Origin of the sequence: Parabacteroides leei (genome assembly GCF_023369805.1) — a bacterium.
In the GTDB taxonomy this organism is placed as follows: Bacteria; Bacteroidota; Bacteroidia; order Bacteroidales; family Tannerellaceae; genus Parabacteroides; species Parabacteroides leei.
The window spans coordinates 193019-213056 of record NZ_JAMBQG010000010.1 but is presented as its reverse complement, the minus strand read 5'-3'; the positions used below and the strand labels follow the sequence as shown (position 1 = coordinate 213056).

Below are 20038 nucleotides of genomic sequence, written 5' to 3'. Positions count from 1 at the left end.
AACGTTAATCGTAAGCCGATTATGCTTTTTTTAATAATTTTCAGTTTATAAATTCGACTGAACCGGAGTCATAATAAAAGTAAACTCATAATCTCCATAAGGCAGGCGATATTTTTTCAGAGGAAGTGCTCCCCAGCTATTCACACAGCCTAATCCCATCTGCGCCTTATCGATACACAAATTAGTATAGTCTACCTTCTGAACCAGTTCCGAATGTCTCTGGTCTTTCTGTACACCGTCGTCAAGCGATTCGATCGAATAATTCAATGCAGAAGCAGAGAACGGAGCCTCAGCTACAAACATCAAACCATTGCCACCCTTGTTCGTTTGTTTCCACCAACGAATATCAGTCTTTGTCCCGGTTTCCTGCGGACGGATATAAGAATAGAACTGCTCGTCCACTGTCTGACAGAACTGACCCAGGTCGGTTACATTATTACGATCCGAATAATTTTCCCACGGGCCGCGTCCGTAGTATTTAATGCGCGCCATCTCTTCCGGCATCTGCATCTGCATACCGAAACGGAACATATCCGATACTTTTGCCGACTTATCGGCAACCATCTTCTGCGAAACCTTCACAGCACCTTCGTTGTTGATCGTATAGGTGATATACAGTTTGGCAGAAACTGCCTCCATTGTATATTCCGCATTTACGACAGCCTGACCATTTTCAATCTTATTGGTCATAGAAGTCAGTTTCAAACCGGGTTGTTTCCAGGCTGCATATTTATTCTGCAGACCGGCACCCATGTCGTTGTCGGTCGGAGCACGCCAGAAATTCGGTGTCAATTTACCGCCTTCATCGATCATAGCTTGTCCTTTCACATCATATTTACAAAGGAAACCGTCGTGTTTATTGAATTCGATACGGAAGTTTTCGCCTGAAACGATCAGGTAATTATAATCGTTTTCTTTGATAACAGGAATAACTGTTGCGATATTTACCTTTTCAACATTAGCCAGCTTCAATTCCTGAGCTTCATACGGACGGATCACCAATTGATTCTTAGCTACTGTATACCCGGCGGGAAGCATTGTTTCAGCCTTTTTCAGTTTGAACGCTACATTCAACAGCAGTTCCTTGCATTTACAAATACCTTCTGTATTGTAATTCAATTTGACTGACTTGGTTTGTTGCGGAGCAACTTCCAGGTCTTTGATCATTCCGGTCTGGACAACTTCACCGTTTGCCAGCAATTCCCATTCTGCATAGTAACCGCTCAAATCACGGAAGAAGTTTTCATTATACACATTCACTACGCCGTTGGCCAGATCAGAAGGTGTAACCCAGATTGACTGATAGATATGGCCTACTTCATGCATATGTGGATTCGGTTTACGATCAGGGCTGATCAAACCATTATCAAGGAAGTTGTTGTCTGTTGCATCATAACGGTTGAAGTCACCGCCATAACCATAAAACTCTACGCCATCCTTATTCTTCATACGCAATGACTGATCTACGAAGTCCCAGATGAAACCACCCTGGTATTTCGGATACTTGCGTACAAGATCCCAATACTCTTTAAATCCGCCTTGCGAGTTACCCATCGCATGTGCATATTCACATTGGATAAGCGGCTTGTCGATATTACCTTTGCAATATTCTTCGCATCTGTCATATCCCAGGTACATCGGGCAATAGATATCTGTAAACTCATTCGTACGGGCTTGTTCGTACTGAACGGCACGGCTCTTGTCTTCGTTCTTGATCCAGGTATAACAAGCTTCGAAGTTCGGTCCGAAACCGGCTTCATTACCCAACGACCAGAAGATGATAGCCGGATGGTTGAACCCACGCTGTACATTACGCTGGTTACGCTCCATATGTGCTTTGGCATACAGCGGATTCTTAGCCAGTGTTTCTTCACCATATCCCATACCGTGAGATTCCACATTGGCTTCAGCCACTACATAGATACCGTATTCATCACACAAGTCATACCACAGGTTTGCATCCGGATAGTGACAAGTACGAACGGCATTCAGATTATATTCTTTCATTATTTTGATATCCTGCAACATGCGTTCGCGTGATACCACATAACCGCCGTCCGGATCCATTTCGTGACGGTCTGCTCCCTTAAACAAGACAGGTTGTCCGTTTACCAGGATCTGACCACCTTTCAGTTCGATTTTACGGAAACCGACTTTTACAGGTATTGTTTCCAGTTCTTTACTACCATCTTTTAATGTAGCAACCAAAGTGTACAGGTTCGGTGTCTCAGCCGTCCACTTCAACGGATTGGCAACAGCCATATCGGCAGAAACTTTACCAGATCCTTTCAGTGTAGTTGTTGCAACCGAATTACCTTGTTTATCCAACAGTTTCACATCGACAACGCCGCTACCTTTCAGATTCAATGCAATATTCAATGTAGCATCTTTATACTGTGCATCCAGATCCGGAGTTACACGGATATCCTGGATATACTTCGGATTACGGGTATATAGATAACAATCGCGTCCTACTCCCGACAGACGCAGGAAGTCCTGGTCTTCCAGGTAAGTCCCGTCGCACCAGCGAAAAACCTGAAATGCGATCAGGTTCTTTCCGGGTTTCAAGTATTTGGTCAGATCGAATTCGGCTTCCAGTTTGCTGTCTTCACTATATCCTACATATTGTCCGTTCACCCACAGATACATATTGGAGGTCACAGAACCGAAGTGAGCGAAGATTTCTTTTCCTTTCCAGTCTGCCGGAATAATTATTTCCTTCCGGTATGAACCGACATGGTTATTTTCTACAGGAACTTCGGGAGGGTTGTTCTTAAACTGGTTTCTCCATGGATATCCTACATTTACATAGATCGGATCACCGAAACCGTTCAGTTCCCATACCCCCGGAACGGGCATATTCGCCCAACCTTTGTCGTTAAAGTTCACCTGGTAGAAATCAGTCGGACGGGCATCCGCATTCTGTACCCAGTTAAATTTCCAGGTTCCGTTCAAGGTCATAAAATTCCCTGATGATTCTTTGCATCCCTTCAACGCGGCATCCTCTGTCTCATACGCAAAATAATTGGTATGCATCGGAACACGGTTTACCTCATTAACGTTTGGATCCTTCCACTCATTCTTCTGAGCGAATGCTGTCATTCCGATTAAGGAACAACAGCAAGCTAGCATTTTTAATTTCATTTGATATTAGGTTTTCAATATATGTGTCTGATCAATCGACCCACTTCTGCCATTTTTGATTGTCATTGTAACCGGCTTCTACCATTGTTTCAATGAATTGCATACCTCTTACGCCATCGTATACAGTCGGGAAATCCAGGCATTCTTCACAAGGCTGTTCTCCTTTCTTAATACTCATTACAGTATGGGCGAAGTTTCTGTATATATTGGCAAATGCTTCGATGAAACCTTCCGGATGACCGCCCGGTGTACGGGTATTCATCTTGGCCGTATCGCTTATAAATCCGTTGTTTCCCATTCGGATCACTTCGGTCGGCTTGTCGGTCCATTTGGCAAACAAGGTGTTCGGTTCCTGTTGCTGCCACTCCAGACCACCTTTGTCTCCATAGATACGGATACGGATATTATTTTCTTCTCCGGCTGCAACCTGTGAAGCGGTCAGCGTACCTACTACCCCGTTCTCATAGCGCATGAAAGCGGCACCATCATCATCGATCGGACGTCCGGGCACAAAAGCATTCAGGTCGGCACAGACTTCCTGTACCTTAAGACCGGTTATATATTCACTCAAATGCCAGGCATGTGTACCGATATCCCCGATACAGCCGGCTTTGCCCGAGCGTTTAGGGTCCGTACGCCATCCGGCATTGTTCCCCCCCTGCAGTTCGATCCGGTCGGAAAGCCATCCTTGCAGGTATTCCACATACACACGGCGTAGTTTACCCAGGTCACCTCTGGCGATACGGGCTTTCGCTTCTTTCACGGCAGGATAAGCGGAATACACATGGGTAAGAGCCAGCACCAGCCCGGTTTCTTCTACTTTTTTCTGTAGTTGCTTCGCTTCTTCCAATGAGAAGGTCATCGGCTTGTCCACCACAACATGGAAGCCTCTTTCCAGAGCCATCATAGCCGGTTCGAAATGCCAGCGGTTAGGCGTTACGATCGTAACAAAATCCATCCGTTCGCCTTCCGGCAAAGTCATTTCGTGTTCGAACATTTCCTGATAAGTACTGTAAATACGATCTTCCGGGAGGAAATAAGAGAGTCCGGAACTTTTAGAAATTTCAGGGTCTACGCTGAAACATCCGCAAACTAATTCAATCTGATTGTCCATAAAGGCCGCACGACGATGGATAGCTCCAATAAAAGCATCGCTTCCACCACCTACCATACCCATTCTTAGCTTTCTGTTTTTCATGATAATACTATTTTACAAATTACGAATTGAGAGATTGCCCAAAGTTACAAAATGCTGTAATATGTACAATAAATTTCGTAATATTAATATTTGATATTGATCTATAAACAGCTATACCCCCACATCCTTTACCTATTCAATTGTATAATACATGGCACGCTGATACCACAGAGAACCTGCGCGATCAACGTGCCATAATAATTCAATACACCTCTATACCCTTATTTGAAACCCGGATTCTGCTCCAATGCCGGATTTCGTAATGTCTCCTCCAATTTGATAGGAGCAAAATACATTTTGTTATCCCATTTACGTTTCTCGATGTAGTTCAGATTGAGAACAGTCCAGGTATAGTTATAAACGTCTTCATCGTGTACATAAGGTAACGTTGCAGTCTTGCCTGGTTTCAGACGGCCTACAATAGTGACACCTGTCAATTTTTTACTGCCTGCTTCCGGAGCGATCATCCAACGACGCACATCATAATAACGGGATTCTTCATAAGCCAGTTCAACACGACGTTCCCGACGTAAAAACTCACGTAAGTCGTTCTGATTGAAAGTCTGTCCACGAACGGATAAAGTAGCCTTTGTATCCGGACGTCCGATACGTCCACGGAGTGCATCCAGATAAGTAGACGCTTCATCCAGCTTATTCAGTTCAATGCAGGCTTCAGCTGCAACCAAGTACATTTCGGCCAAACGAATATACGGCATCGGATTGGTCTGGAAATTATGTTCAGTCGCAGAAACAGTACCATCAATCAATTTCTTTTCCAAATAGCCCGTATACGTACCGTTCCAGTTTTCTATCTGCGACATACGGGTATCTACACCAACCATTCCGTTAAATGACTGTGTTTTGATCGGACTATTCTCGTCATCCACAGATTGTATGGCATCGATTTTTGAACCACCGCTACTTAATTCATAATAACCGAACTGCAAATTACCCAGCGGAGTGGCATCAAACACAGCACCATCGGCAGCTCTGGGACGCCCCCATTCTGCTCCGTCATAACCGATTGTCGCATAAAAACGAGGTTCACGGTTTGTATACGGATTTACAGTCGTTTCATCTCCTTCTTTTAGCAAAGTGTTTGGAAACGTTCCGTCTTCTGTTTCAAACGCCATGACCAAATCATGTGTAGGAGCAGTTCCAGCCCAGTTGTGGTAACCGTTCGGACCATGTAATAAGGCAACACGGTTGCGAACCCAGTTGTCAGCATTCTGATCTTTATTTACATACTGTTTTGCCCAGATCGTTTCATCATTGTTTGTGATAATGATTTTGTGGAAATTGTCTGCAATTTCCTTGATTGTACCTGCATTACAGTCAATCAACGAATAAGTGCCATGATTGATCACTTCTTTTGCCGCATCCAGAGCCTGTTGATACAAAGCTTGGCGATCGCCTTTATACTGGTTGCATTCCAACGTATTGACAGAGCGGTCCGCAAACAACGGGCTGGCGACGTGCAACAATACACGAGCCTTTAAAGCTTTGGCAGCCCCCTTCGTTGCACGCCCCAAGTTTGCACCGGTTTGTTCTTCCGGAAGCAAACTAACAGCCAGCTCTATATCCTTTAGGATAAAATCCATAACCTCAGCGACATTCGCACGCGACAAGCTCAGATCGGCAGCTTCTTCGATAGAGTACACCTTATCTACAATAGGTACCCCACCGAAGCCACGGAGAAGCTCCGTATAAATATATGCCCGGAGAAAATAAGTTTCCCCTTTCAAAACATTTAGGTCTACACCTGTTTTTTCAGGCACATTGTCGATATTCTCCAGTACCAGATTGGCCCGATAGATACCTTTGTATTGTTTACTCCATTTGAATGGACAGTCATCACGATCATAAGCAGCCAGATTACTGGGGGAAACGGTAGCTTCGTTTATATCACGACATCCATATACATGCGTAAAGAAAGCATCATCCGACCAGGCAGAAGTATTCACTTCTTGTGCGATGTCACATACATACGAGTAGACATCATTCACAACGCTTTTAGTCAAATCCGCATCCGCCCAAACGGCTGTTTCGTCATATTGGTCTTCCGGTGTCAGTTCCATAAAGTCCGAACATGAAGTGAGTGAAAATGTCAGTCCGGCTACTGCCGAAAGACAAATATATTTTAGTTTCGTCTTCATAATAATTACGTTTTAAAATGTTGCTTGAACTCCGAAGTTGATAATTTTTCTTAAGGGATAGCCACCGATACTACCATCACGTTGTTCCGGGTCGGCGTCCTTTACACCATCAATAGTAAACAAGTTACTACCATTCGCATAGAGGCGTAAATTTGAAATACCCGCTTTCTTCAATCCCTCGAAACGGAAAGTATAACCGAGTTCAGCATTTTTCAGGCGCAAATAATCAGCGTTTCTCAGGAAATATGTATTATCATTGTTAATCCAGTATTGGTTTTCACGATCCCATGCACGCGGACCTTCCGAGTTCGGATTCTCCGGTGTCCAACGCTTTTCGTAATCACTCTTTAGATAGTTTCCGACCAGACCAGACCAGGTTTCGATATAAACCTGAGCACCTGTTGCCCCTTGGAACAACAACATCACATCCCAACCTTTCCATTTAGCCGTCAGCGTCAGACCGGCTACGAATCGCGGCTCCTGGTTCTTGTCCGGACGAACACGATCCAAACCGTCGATTTTACCATCCCCGTTCATATCTTTAAAACGAATATCACCCGGAACTGTATTATCAGAGTATAATAGTCCCTTAGCCCTCGCCTCATCTATTTCAGCCTGGTTGCGGAAAATGCCATCCGCTACATAGTACAGCAAATTACGACTACCTACGGGTCTACCCGTCGAGAACTGATATTCAGGCACGTTCTGTACTTCATCCCAGAAAGTGATCTTGTTTTTTGCATAAGTCATATTCAAAGCAACCCCATATTCTACCTGACCGATCTTATCCTGCCAGCTGACTAAAGATTCGAAACCACGATTCTTCATTTCACCCAAGTTTTCACGAGGTAGAGTAATACCTGTGATTTCCGACAGGGATGCATTACGTGATATCAACATATTCGTACGTTTGTGATAGAAGATATCCGTTTCCCAACTTAAACGATTCTGCAAGAATTTAAGATCCAGCCCAACGTTGTAAGTTGTTCCTACCTCCCATGTGATATTCGGGTTTGGAGTACGGCTTGGATATAGACGTTTATTCTCAATTCCCCCAAATGTCGTACCGGCATTATTGAACGCATATGTCGTCAAATATTGAATAGAATGATCATAATTACCATCTGAGTCCACAAGAGCGTCATTACCGGTCTGCGAAACAGAACCACGTAACTTGAAGTAGTCTATGAAACGAATATTCTCCTTCCACCATCCCTCTTCAGAAGCACGCCATGCCAACGATACTCCAGGAAAGAAACCGTAACGTTCATCTTTAGGGAAACGGTAAGAACCGTCGACACGCCAAACGAACTCAAATAAATAACGTTCCAAATAGTTGTAAGACACACGACCGAAATAGTTCAAACGAGTTTCTTTCCAGGAGTAACCGTTTGCCATTTGTCCTTCTTCACCGCCAAGATTCAGTTCAGGTTTACTATCAGAGATAAAACCCTGGCGATAAGCTAAAGTCTCCTCATATTGTTTTTTTTACCCTTCCATACCGAACGTTACACCGAGAGTATGCTGTCCAAATGTGCGATTGTAGTCGATCAAACCGTTTAGCATCCAACCCAGTTGCTCGGTATGCTTACGCTCTAATGTCGGTGCATCGATCCACTGCTTGGAGGCATTCAATCCTTCACTGCTTTCGTTCACTCCGTCCCAAGAATACAAGTAAACCGGTTTTTGCATTTTTCTACGATTCATAAAATGGATATCATAAGAAGCATTACCACGTAACGTCAAGCCTTCAACCCAGGGTATTTTGACATTTACAGCCAAGTTGTTCTGGATATACTGGTTTTTATAATGGTCGAAACCTGCCAGATCCGTACTTGTTACGGCAGGATTATCACCACGTTCGATAGCCGGGCCGGGCTCGCCTGTCGGCCACCAGGCCGGTTGATCCGGACGGGTACGACGTGCACTACCGAAGATATCACCAGCTCCCTTGGCCGGATATTTGGTATCTTCCAAACGGGCAGTAGCTCCAATCTGGAAATCAACATACTGACTGGTTTTAACATCCAGGTTTGTACGCAAGCTATACTGGTCATAACGGTTAGCGGAGTTTTTATACAGACCGTCTTCGCCATTGGCTCCAAAGTTGACATAATACTTAACTTTATCCGTACCTCCGGATACACCTATATCAGCCCGATACAGAGGAGAAGCAGGTTTAACAATTTCACCAAACCAATCTGTATCCGGATATTTCCATGGATCAGCGTGTGTACGGAAGCCTTCGATTTGTTCATCAGAGAAAGAACCCGGAAGCACTTCGTTCAGCATTGTAGCATATTCATAGGAGTTCGTCATCTTTGGTAAGCGAGTCGGTTTCGAGAAACCGGCACTTGCATTGAATGAAACAACCGGCTTACCTTCCTTTCCACGCTTTGTCGTAATCAAAACGACCCCATTAGCAGCACGAGCACCATAAATAGCGGCAGCGGCATCTTTCAAAACTGAAATAGATTCGATTTCAGTCGGATTCAAACGGTTCATACCTCCATCACGATCAGGCACACCATCGATTACAACTAACGGATCATTACTACCAAGAGAGTTAGTACCACGTATACGGATTGTTGTTCCACCACCGCCCGGTTCATCTGCTGTTTGAAAGCCGATGACCCCAGGCATACGACCGACCATACCGTTTGACAAGTTGGTCGTCGGAGACGCTTTCAGCTCCTCCCCCGATACACTGGCGACAGCACCTGTAACCGTTACCTTTTTCTGTACTCCATAACCTACTACTACAACCTCGTCCAGTTTCTGAGTGTCCTCTTTTAATGTTACATTGATCGATGATTGAGTACCTACCGCAATCTCCTGCGTCTGGTAGCCGATATAAGAAAAGACAAGTGTAGCATTAGCCGGTACTTCCAGTTGATATTTACCATCCATATCGGTTATAATACCGATCGTAGTTCCTTTTACAGAAACATTTACACCAATAAGGGGATCACCTGAGGCGTCGATAACAGTTCCCCTGATATTTTTCTGTTGAGCAAATACAGTCGTCGTACATAATGCAAAAAGCAATAAGGTTAACATTCTGAGTAAATTGCTTTTAGCACGACATTTTTCTAAATGTACATCTAAAATAGATTCTTTCATTTTTGTCTGTTATTAAATGAATATAAGGTTAAAAAACACAATGGATACTATTACATATCCGATTCTAAACATTGGATTTAAAAATTCATAATCATAGGCAATCAATATTAAAATGAATAGTAGTGAATTATAAAAACTTAGATTTTGTCTTCCCCATAACTTAACAAAGTGCAATCTTTATTACGGAGATACCACAAGAACAATTTTAACAAGCTATACAATCAAAGATAATTGGCCCGTTCATTCCAATATCGGAAAATCTATTTTTCCGATAATCACAACACATTATATATCAATATCATATTCAAATAAATTTGGTTAACAATTAGACTTAATAGCGAAATGTTTCAAAAAGGGAACAAACAGTCTATTAAGAGAATTAAGAATATCACAACGGCAAAGATATTGCATTTTGTTATATTAGCAAATAAAAGTGCAATTTTTTATTACAGAGATCGCTTATTTATTCAAACCACAAATGTTAAATTGCCCACATGAACGATATATTAAGAAATATAGACGCAATTCGCAGGAATAAAGGGTATTCCCAAGAATATCTAGCCAGTCAGATTGGAATAAAACAGGCTGGCTTCAGTCTTATCATGTCCGGTGAACGGGAGTTAAAGTATAATACATTATTACAAATTGCAAATGCTTTGCAAGAATCAGTAATAGATATTATTGCATATCATGAAAAATACGTCTTGAGTAGAGACAATAATATATCAGCAAAAACTGTCTTACAAATCAAGTTAGACAACGACAAAAAAGAGCAAGTATTAAAAATCGTCTTCGGAGATCAAGCGACAGAGTTATTAAAAGGAAAGTAGTCTTTATTCTTCCGGAAAATAAAAATAGTCAGAATCGACCTCTCGAATAAGAAAGCCGACTCTGACTATTTATAGATCACATTTCGTAATCCTTTATATAAAAGTAGAACAATTAAGTTACGGATATTAATTATTTTACCGGAGTTAATCCCATCTTTGCCGCCCGTTCCAACATAAACTGTTTGGCTGCCTCGTATTCATTGGGTATTACACCATCCAGGATTGCATTTTTGATGGCTTCTTTTAACACTCCTACAGGTTGAGAAGGAGGAAGGGCAAATGTTTCCATAATCTCCTCACCGGAAACAGGAGGCTGAAAATTCCGCACCCGGTCTTTTTCTTCTATTTCAGCCAGCTTTTCACGAACCAAACGGAAGTTATTGAGAAAACGACGCACTTTCTCCGGGTTCTTACTGGTTATATCTGCTTCGCATAGCTTCATCAAATCGTCTATGTCGTCTCCGGCATCGAAAAGAAGACGGCGGATAGCCGAGTCCGTCACCTCGTCATCAGCCAACGCAATGGGACGCATATGCAGAGTCACCATTTTCTGGACATATTTCATCTTTTCGTTCATCGGTAGCTTCATACGACGGAAAATTCCCGGCAGCATACGCTCACCGATAAAATTATGGTTATGGAACGTCCAGCCCAAACGAGGATCAAAACGTTTGGTGGCCGGCTTCCCTATATCATGAAAGATTGCACTCCAACGAAGCCACAAATTATCTGTTGTTTTGCTCAGACGGTCTAATACCATTAATGTATGAGCAAAATTATCCTTATGTCCGATCCCTTCTTTCGTTTCTGCGCCTTTCAGTGCACATAATTCAGGGAATATCAGTTGTAGTAATCCGCTTTTATCCAAAAGTTCAAAACCGACAGAAGGCTTGGGGGAAAGTACAATCTTATTCAACTCATCCACAATCCGTTCCTTAGATATAATGGAGATTCGTTCCTTGTTACGCTCGATCGCATCGAACGTGTCGGGATGGATAAAGAAGCCTAGTTGAGATGCAAAACGGACAGCACGCATCATACGCAGCGGATCATCGCTGAAGGTTATATCCGGATCGAGCGGCGTACGGATAATCAGATTATCCATATCATCCAAACCTCCGAAAGGATCCACCAGTTCTCCATAACGGTCTTTATTCAGGCACAAAGCCAACGCATTGATCGTAAAATCGCGCCGGTTCTGGTCGTCTTCAAGCGTACCGTCTTCCACGATTGGTTTCCGACTGTCATGGCTGTAAGATTCTTTCCGGGCACCGACAAACTCAATCTCCAGGTCACCGGATTTTACCTGTGCCGTTCCAAAGTTTTTGAACACGGATAAATGTGTCTTTTTACCCAACTTATTAGCTACTGCTTTTGCTAATTCTATTCCGCTGCCTACTGCAACTACATCTATATCTTTTGAAGGACGGTATAAAAAAATATCCCTGACGTAACCACCAATCACGTAAGCTTCAACACCTAACTCGTCTGCAGCCTCTGATATTATGTGGAACGGCTTAGCCGATATATGATTTAAAATATCTTCCTGATCTATATACATTCGCTTTATTTATCTCACTGATTGAGACTGCAAAGATAAAAAATATATCTTTGCAGACAGAACGAATAAGCTAAACAACATGAAGAAGTCAGCAATATGTATCGCATTTGCCGCCATTACCCTGGCTGCATGCAACCAAACGGAGAAAGAGGCACAAGCCCGACTGGATAATGCGAGAAGCATGTACGAAAGAAATGAATTCTTCGCTGCAAAAAGCGAAATAGACAGTCTGCGTGCTCTCTACCCAAAAGAATACAAGGTTTTGAAAGAAGGTCTGGCCCTGATGCGCCAGGTTGAATTAAAAGAGGCGGAACGGACTATTGCATTTTGTGACAGCTTGCTCCCTATTAAAATAGAAGAAGCCGAGACTTTGAAAAAAGGATTCGCTTTCGAAAAAGATAGTGTCTACGAAGAAATCGGGAATTATATCTGGAAACAACAGACGATAGAACGGAACGTTCAACGTTGTTATATCCGTAGCGGAGTTAATGAAAAAGGCGAAATCTATCTTGCCAGCGTTTTCTATGGCGGTACACCGATCAATCATACAGGATTAAAAGTCAGTACGCCGGACGGTCAGTTTGCCGAAACTGCTTCGATTGCTTACGACGGTGGAGTAAATTACCGTTTCAAGGATCTGGGAAAGACAACCGAGGTTGTTACTTATAAAGGTGAAAAAGGTCTTGATGCTGCCAAGTTTATCGCCACAAACGTAAAAGAACGTATCAAAGCAGAATATACAGGTGGTAAACCTTATACATTATATATTGCAGATGGCGACAAAAAAGCGATCGCAGCAACTTATGATCTGGCAATAGTATTAAGCGATCTGGAAAATCTGATAAAAGAAAAGGATAAATCGACAAACAGAATCGCTTATCTGAAGAATAAACTGGAGAGTAACACGGAAAATTAAAGATTTATCATAATCCCATAAAAAGGGGCTGTCTAAAAAGTATTTTTGACTCTTCTCCAGGACAAATGAGTGACTTTTTAGACAACCCCTTTAGCTTAATCTCGTCATTATCGATTTTGCGTCAATCGGATCGGATCGTCATATTTCTCCTGCAATCGGAGCAATTCCTGTTTCATATCCTTTACAACCTGTTCATATTCCTTTTGACTATACACATTATTCATTTCATGAGGATCATTCTGTAAATCGAACAACTCCCAGCTATCGATATCATTATAGAAATGGATCAGCTTATAACGGTCGGTACGCACACCATAATGCCGTTTAACCATATGTTCCGCCGGATATTCATAGAAATGATAATACATGGAAGTCCGCCAATCCTCCGGATTCTCCCCTTTCAGCAAAGGCAACAGCGATTCGCCCTGTATGTCAGCAGGAATTTCAGCACCGGCCAATTCCAGGAATGTAGGAGCATAATCGATATTCTGAACCATTTGCGAAATATCTCCCCGCTTATCAAAACCGGCAGGTAAACACATTATCAGAGGGGTATGCATAGACTCCTCGTACATAAAACGTTTATCGAACCAACCATGTTCGCCCATATAGAACCCCTGATCGGAAGTATAGACCACCAGCGTATTCTCCAACAGGTTATTTTCTTTCAGATAATCCAGTACGCGGCCAACGTTATCATCCAACGACTTAACGGTCTTGGCATAATCACGCATATACCGCTGATATTTCCATTCAGCCAGCTCCTTGCCTTTCAGATTCCTGGCATAAAAGTCTTTTATGATCGGATCGTAGAAATTATCCCAAACGGCTTTCTGTTCCGCATCCATACGTCCGTAAAACTTTTCATATAAGCTTTTCAGGCGGCTATCCTTATCCGTACGCAGCATTTTCAGATCGTAGATAAGATCCATATCCTTGATTACGCTCATTTCCTGTGTAGCCGCAGCCAGACGCCCTTCATAGGTATCGTAATAATTATCAGGCAACTGGAAAGTCTTGTCCTCATACAGACCCAAGTTGCAGGTATCAGCCATCCAGTTACGATGGATCGCCTTATGATGAATAAACAGGCAGAATGGTTTGCCCGTATCCCGTTTGTTCTGCATCCAGTCGATGCTCATATCCGTGATGATATTCGTCACATATCCCTGTTTACGAATCGTATCGTTATCAGAGGTTATAAAATCCGGATTATAATAATCCCCCTGTCCCGGCAGAATTTCCCAAAAATCAAATCCGGTCGGCAGGCTTTCCAGGTGCCACTTTCCTACGATCGCCGTCTGATAGCCGGCTTTCTGCAGCAGTTTGGGCATAGTCTGCTGCGAACTGTCAAAAACACAATTCGTATTATCGGTAAAACCATTTTTATGACTGAATTTTCCTGTCACCATACATGCACGGCTCGGACCGCTTAACGAATTGGTGACAAAACTGTTGGTAAACCTTACGCCATCCTGAGCGATCCTGTCCAGGTTCGGTGTGCGGATATAACGGGTATCATAGCAACTCATCATCTGTGCCGTATGATCATCCGTCATAATATAGACAATATTATAAGGCTTTTTTACATCTTCCTTTTCTTTTTTCTGGGAACAGGAAGTCACAGATAGCAAAGCCGCAGTACCCGTTAATGAATAGAGTAAACCTGATTTCATATCGCTGACGTTTGAAAAATTAATAATTCGAATAAGCAAAGCGAGGCACAGACTTACTGCGCCTCACTTTTTTAATACAATTCCTGGTAAACGGACTAATACCTATGCGTTATTTAATACCCGAAATTGTTATCTGAGAAATTTATAGCTGAGTTTGTGTCGATCTCATTTTTTGGTATAGGCAACAATAGATTCTTTTTCAGGAAATCTTCACTCAAATCACCATTGTTGAAAATACGATCCCTGAAATTATTCACTCCTGTCGATGTATTTGAGACATGCAATAATACCAATTCATGGTGATTATTCAGTTCCAATGCCTTTTTAAGCATTTCCGTTCCGCGTGCTCGTACGATCTGATACATCCCCGGTTCGCCGGCAAACTCCATAATACGTTCAAAATAGATTTTTTCCTTAACCTGTTCTTTCGTCAGAGAAGCACTCCAACGTGCCGGTTGATCGGAAGGCTCACTACCCGACTGACGTGCACGTGCCAATACTTCATCTGCCAGGTCGATCGCTTTATTTTTATCTCCCAGTTCATTATAGACATCAGCCATCATCAGCAGCATATCGGCATAACGATATACAAAAATATTTTTATGGCTGTTTTGAGCTGAAACAACCAGATCGATAGGCTTTTTGAAATAAGGCCATCCCTGATTATCAGCCGTATTCTCCATATATTTTTTGATCAGTTCATCCATTCCCGCATACTTGCCGGAGCCTAATACGGATGCGCTCGGGTTCGTCGGATCAGGCAATTGGTCGTAAGGAATTTCAGCAACCAACAACTTCGATTTATTCCATCCTTCCGGAGTTTCTTTTGAATCGTACGTTACCAACGGATAAGCATAAGTTGTGTCGCGAGCAGAAGAAACAGGTTCTACCTGGGTCGCCACCTGTCCGTTAGCCGTATAATTTCTCCACTTTGACTGGAAAGTAGCATCTAAACGGGGATCACCGGGATAAGTACCTCTGAAATAATCGTATAAAACCTTCGAAGCACGTATACGGCTCCATGACTTACCGGCAGTCGAGTTGGTCGGCGCAAAAAGCCAGCTACCACGATTACGACTGGTTGCCCCCGCACTTGAATAATTCAACTGAAAAATAGACTCTTTCGAACCCGTTACATTGTTAACGAATAAATCAGCGAATTTAGGTTGCAAACCATACACACCTTTATTATATACCTCGTCGAAACAAGCCTTCGCCTTTTCCCAACTGGCTTGGTCGCCCTGGCAAGCCTGCGTATAATACAATTTACCTAAAAAAGCTTTGGCTGCCCATTTGGAAGCAAACCCATCATTGGCTTTCTCCGGCAGATCGTTAAAAGCATCCACCCAATCCTGTTCCACCTGTGCCAGGATAGTCGCTTTTTCCACACGCGGCAATGCTACCGCGTCGGATGCAGAAGGAGTTGTTTTAAAAGGCGCATCTCCCCAGATAGTTACGACATTGAAATAAGCCAATGCACGCAGAAATTTAGCTTCTGCAACCATCGTCTGTTTGACGCTCTCCTCCAAAGGGCTCCCTTCGATATTGGCAATAAAAGCATTCGCTTCACCGATCACCTTGTACATACCCGACCAAGCCATATTGATAAGGGTCGAGGCCGGAATAGCACGCAAAGAGGTATAATCATCCTGGTCGTTACCGTTTGTCTGGAACCATCCAAAGCCGGAAGCCGACACCATCAACTCCTGCCAGGCTTGTCCGTATCCATTGTCATTCGCCATATAGCCATAACATCCTTGCAAGGCCATTTGTGCGCTTTCCTTTGTTTCAAAAGCAGTCTTTGTGTTGATACTGTATTGAGGATCTTCATCCAGCCAGGAATTACATGCTGAAAAAGAAAGAGTACCCGCACATAACAATATATATTTTAACGTTTTCATTTTATAGCAGATTATTAAAATTAGAATGTGACATTTAAACCGAATACATAAGAGCGGGCATTGGGATACGGGCTCATATCGATACCCGGACGCAAACCGTCGAAAGCAAAGCTATTCACTTCGGGATCGTATCCGCTATAACTTGTAATTACAAATGCATTCTTTAAAGAAGCGAATACACTGATATTTTCAAAACCGATCTTATTGGTCCAGAGTTTCGGAAGGATATAGTTTACCGTAATGTCAGAGCAACGCAAATAGCTGGCATCTTCTACATAACGGTCCATTACTACACCATTCGGCATCAGATAAGTGGAGCTCGGGTAAAGATTTGAATGATTCTCAGCAGTCCAGGCATTCAGGAAAGCCTCCTTTGTAATATTTCCTGAATTTGTGGACGGTGTCATATTATAACGAATATTCGTATTCAAACGATCAGCGCCATATACCCCATTAAATGAAGCAGAGAAAGAAAGACTTTTCCAGGTAACACGTGTCTGGAAACCATAAGTAAAATCAGGATTCGGATCACCGATAATTGTCTTATCGTTTTCATCGATCACGCCATCGCCATTCATATCCACATATTTTACAGCGCCGGCATGAGGGAATGTACTTCCTGAACTGGGATCTTTAGTATAATATTTTGCACTTCCGTCAGTAGCCGTATATTTCACCCCTTTACCATCAGCCAGATCTGCTTCTTGTACGATACCATCTGTTTTATATCCAAAGAAAAGTCCGGGAGCCCGATCGACCAGGAAGATGTTTGCAACACCGAAATGGTCGCCAATCGTATTTCCTAAATATCCTCTAACCTGTTTCAGGTCACCAAAATCAGCAGGATCGAAACCTAAATCACCGATGGTCGACTTGTTGAATCCAATATTTGCACCGATATTCCAACTCCAGTCTTTCATATGGATAATTTCACCATTCAAAGAAACTTCAAGCCCCTTATTCGATAATGACCCCTGATTCAACATCACGCTGCCAAAACCGCTGGAAGCCGGCAAAGTTCTGGAAATCAACAAATCGCTTGTTTTCTTATGATACAAGTCAACCGTACCGGTCAGGCGTGAACGGAAGAAACCGAAATCAATACCGGCATTCCATGAAGTAGTCCGCTCCCATTGTAAACCGTCATTTTGCAGCTTGTCTACCCCCAAGGCCAACAGGCGGTCGCCTTTTGCTGTCGCATATTCAATCAGACGTCCATAATCCGAGAAAGTAGAATAAGGATCGATACTTTGGTTACCGGTTTGTCCGTAACCAACACGAAGCTTCATTTGATCCAGCCATTCCGAATTTTTCAAAAAATCTTCCTGTTCCATTCTCCAGGCTAATGATGCAGAAGGGAAATAGGACCAACGTTTGCCTTCACGGAATTTACTAGAGCCATCCGCACGGATAGATGCCGTCAACAAATATTTTTCGTAGAAATTGAAGTTCACACGCCCTAGATAAGACAATAACTGAAAGTCATTTTGAATAGGCTGCTGATTATCCACTTTCGAAGCCAGTTGCAATCCTTTTGTACGTAAACTTTTAATTTCGAAGTCTGTTGCTTTTGTATTCTTAACTACGTTCCCGTAATCATCGTATGTAATACCGACTGTAGCCCCGAAAGTTATATCTTTACCTATATTCGAATTCCAGTTTAACAGGTTTTCGATCGAATAGTTATTTTTATCCGTATTGCTCAAAGACAAGATACCATTGTCGTTTGCACCCAACGTCAATTGAGTACCCCACCAACGTGAACGGTCATTCATATTCAGGTTACCTCCTAAGCGAAGATTATAACTCAAATGTTCGATAATATTCCAGGATAGATCCAATCCCATCTTAAAGGTCTTATCGTTTGTGATATCATCATAATCGTCTCTCCAACTGAATACCGTTGTTTTCAGGTCAGGGCTAGTCAACATATTCGGATCGTCATCCGGTACCTGATAAGGAGAATAGTCTAATGCAGTACGTGAAATAGAACTGGTCGCACCACCGATCGTGTTACCGCCGGCCATCATGTCATTCTGCCGCAAAGAACCGTTCAACGTCAGATTCAGCTTAACCGTTTTCGAAAGGTCGGCTGTCAGGTTCGTGCGCAAGTCACCTTGTTTGACTCCGGTTCCGACTGTGATACCATTAATATCCTTAAAACTGGCAGAAACATAATATTGAATCTTATCGGAACCACCACTCACCGATGCGGAATAATTCTGGGAGAAAGCAGACTGGTAAATTTCCTTCTGCCAGTTACGATACTCCAGCACCCGGTAGTTCTCAGGATTGTTAGGATCTGCCAGATAAGTACTTACATTATCCCCGAACACATACCGTACCTGTCCGTCTACCAGATAGAACTGACGTGATTTTTCATCTTTCTTGGAGTTTTGATACAACGCGTTTTGCTCTAATGACATCATATCATACAAGTTGCGGGCATTCGCTACCGTAAAGTTTGCCGTCACATTTACCTTCGGTTTTCCCATCGAACCTTTCTTCGTTGTAATAAGAATAACACCATTGGCACCACGTGAACCGTAGATTGCCGTTGCCGAAGCATCTTTTAAAACAGTGATGTTTTCGATATCGGCCGGATTCAAAGAAGACAACGGATCTTGTGCAATCTGAAAATCACCACCTACAGCAGAAGATGCAAAATCACCGGTAGAAGCTTGCGGCACATTGTCTATCACATACAACGGCTGGTTATCTCCACGCAGAGAGTTTGCACCACGGATCGTTACAGAAGCTGCCGCTCCCGGAGCAGAAACAGACGAAGTCACATTCAAACCTGCCACCTTGCCTTGTAACAAATTGTCAAGCGAACTGGCCTTGGCAGCATCGTTGGCATCCGGACGTAAAGTAGTCAACGCACCTGTTAAATCACTTTTACGTGTACTACCGTAAGCTACGACTACAACTTCGTCCAGATTTTGAGTGTCGTCTTTCAGTTTTACAGTAAGTTTAGTCTGATTGCCCACAGGGACTTCCTGTGTTGCATAACCGATAAAAGAAAAAATCAGTATTGATTTTGCATTCGGAACAGTAATATTAAAATTACCATCTGCATCCGTCACGGTTCCCGACATAGTACCTTTGATTTGCACATTTACTCCGGGAACACTTTCGTTAAAGTCATCCAGAACTTTACCGCTTATATTCTTTTCCTGCCCCATTGCAGATAATGAGAAAAAGAAAAGAAAGCATGCGAGAAAAACTTTCCATAGGTTTTTCATAAAACTAAATTTAAATTGATACTAAAAATTAATTATTCTTTTTGTTTTCAAAGTATGGTCACAAATGTATGGAACAAAGGATATTACCCACGTTCGATAATTCTTTTGATTCATCCAAAAATTTCCATTTCGTATACAATCAGCATATATTGGACATTTTCAGACCTTTTGTGGACAATATTGGATTCGTAATATATCCTGTTTATTAACAAACCGGTTAAGATTTCATGATTACAGCGAATGTTAACAACCGATTTTAACGGTCTTATTGCTTGCTTATTATTGTAT

9 protein-coding genes and 1 pseudogene are annotated in these 20038 nt (G+C 42.6%); 2 read left to right on the top strand and 8 right to left on the bottom strand.

Annotated elements, in window-relative coordinates; all coding sequences use genetic code 11:
* Positions 1-45 precede the first annotated feature (45 nt).
* The 4 genes and pseudogenes from M1P97_RS15530 to M1P97_RS15515 form a co-directional block, all read right to left on the bottom strand.
* The gene (locus M1P97_RS15530; protein WP_249389552.1) at positions 46-3144 is read right to left on the bottom strand and encodes a glycoside hydrolase family 2 TIM barrel-domain containing protein; all 3099 of its coding nucleotides are present in this window, start codon (positions 3142-3144) and stop codon (positions 46-48) included.
* A gap of 31 nt (positions 3145-3175) precedes the next feature.
* Positions 3176-4342: a Gfo/Idh/MocA family protein gene (locus tag M1P97_RS15525; protein ID WP_249389551.1), complete on the bottom strand. Its 1167-nt coding sequence runs from the start codon at positions 4340-4342 to the stop codon at positions 3176-3178.
* A gap of 221 nt (positions 4343-4563) precedes the next feature.
* The gene (locus M1P97_RS15520) at positions 4564-6498 is read right to left on the bottom strand and encodes a RagB/SusD family nutrient uptake outer membrane protein (protein ID WP_249389550.1); all 1935 of its coding nucleotides are present in this window, start codon (positions 6496-6498) and stop codon (positions 4564-4566) included.
* A 12-nt stretch (positions 6499-6510) separates the two neighbouring features.
* A pseudogene (locus tag M1P97_RS15515) lies at positions 6511-9558 on the bottom strand (SusC/RagA family TonB-linked outer membrane protein).
* A gap of 557 nt (positions 9559-10115) precedes the next feature.
* Here M1P97_RS15515 and M1P97_RS15510 point away from each other — a divergent pair.
* Positions 10116-10451, top strand: coding sequence for a helix-turn-helix domain-containing protein (locus M1P97_RS15510; protein ID WP_249389549.1), 336 nt, complete (start codon positions 10116-10118; stop codon positions 10449-10451).
* A gap of 130 nt (positions 10452-10581) precedes the next feature.
* Here the strand turns inward: M1P97_RS15510 and M1P97_RS15505 are convergent, their stop codons facing one another.
* Entirely contained in the window at positions 10582-12012 is a 1431-nt protein-coding gene (locus M1P97_RS15505) for a CCA tRNA nucleotidyltransferase (RefSeq protein ID WP_195371823.1), read from the bottom strand.
* Between the two features lie 79 nt (positions 12013-12091).
* On the opposite strand from M1P97_RS15505, the gene M1P97_RS15500 reads away from it, so the two are divergent.
* The gene (locus M1P97_RS15500; RefSeq protein WP_249389548.1) at positions 12092-12928 is read left to right on the top strand and encodes a hypothetical protein; all 837 of its coding nucleotides are present in this window, start codon (positions 12092-12094) and stop codon (positions 12926-12928) included.
* Positions 12929-13035: 107 nt separating this feature from the next.
* Here M1P97_RS15500 and M1P97_RS15495 read toward each other — a convergent pair whose 3' ends face one another.
* The 3 genes from M1P97_RS15495 to M1P97_RS15485 all read right to left on the bottom strand — a co-directional run bounded on the left by M1P97_RS15495 (position 13036) and on the right by M1P97_RS15485 (position 19750).
* Positions 13036-14604, bottom strand: coding sequence for a sulfatase family protein (locus tag M1P97_RS15495; RefSeq protein WP_195371821.1), 1569 nt, complete (start codon positions 14602-14604; stop codon positions 13036-13038).
* 113 nt (positions 14605-14717) lie between these two features.
* Positions 14718-16505 (bottom strand): RagB/SusD family nutrient uptake outer membrane protein, encoded by a 1788-nt coding sequence (locus M1P97_RS15490; protein WP_249389547.1) that lies wholly within the window; start codon positions 16503-16505, stop codon positions 14718-14720.
* A gap of 20 nt (positions 16506-16525) precedes the next feature.
* Positions 16526-19750, bottom strand: a complete 3225-nt coding sequence (locus M1P97_RS15485) for a SusC/RagA family TonB-linked outer membrane protein (protein ID WP_195371819.1) — start codon at positions 19748-19750, stop codon at positions 16526-16528.
* Positions 19751-20038: the final 288 nt, after the last annotated feature.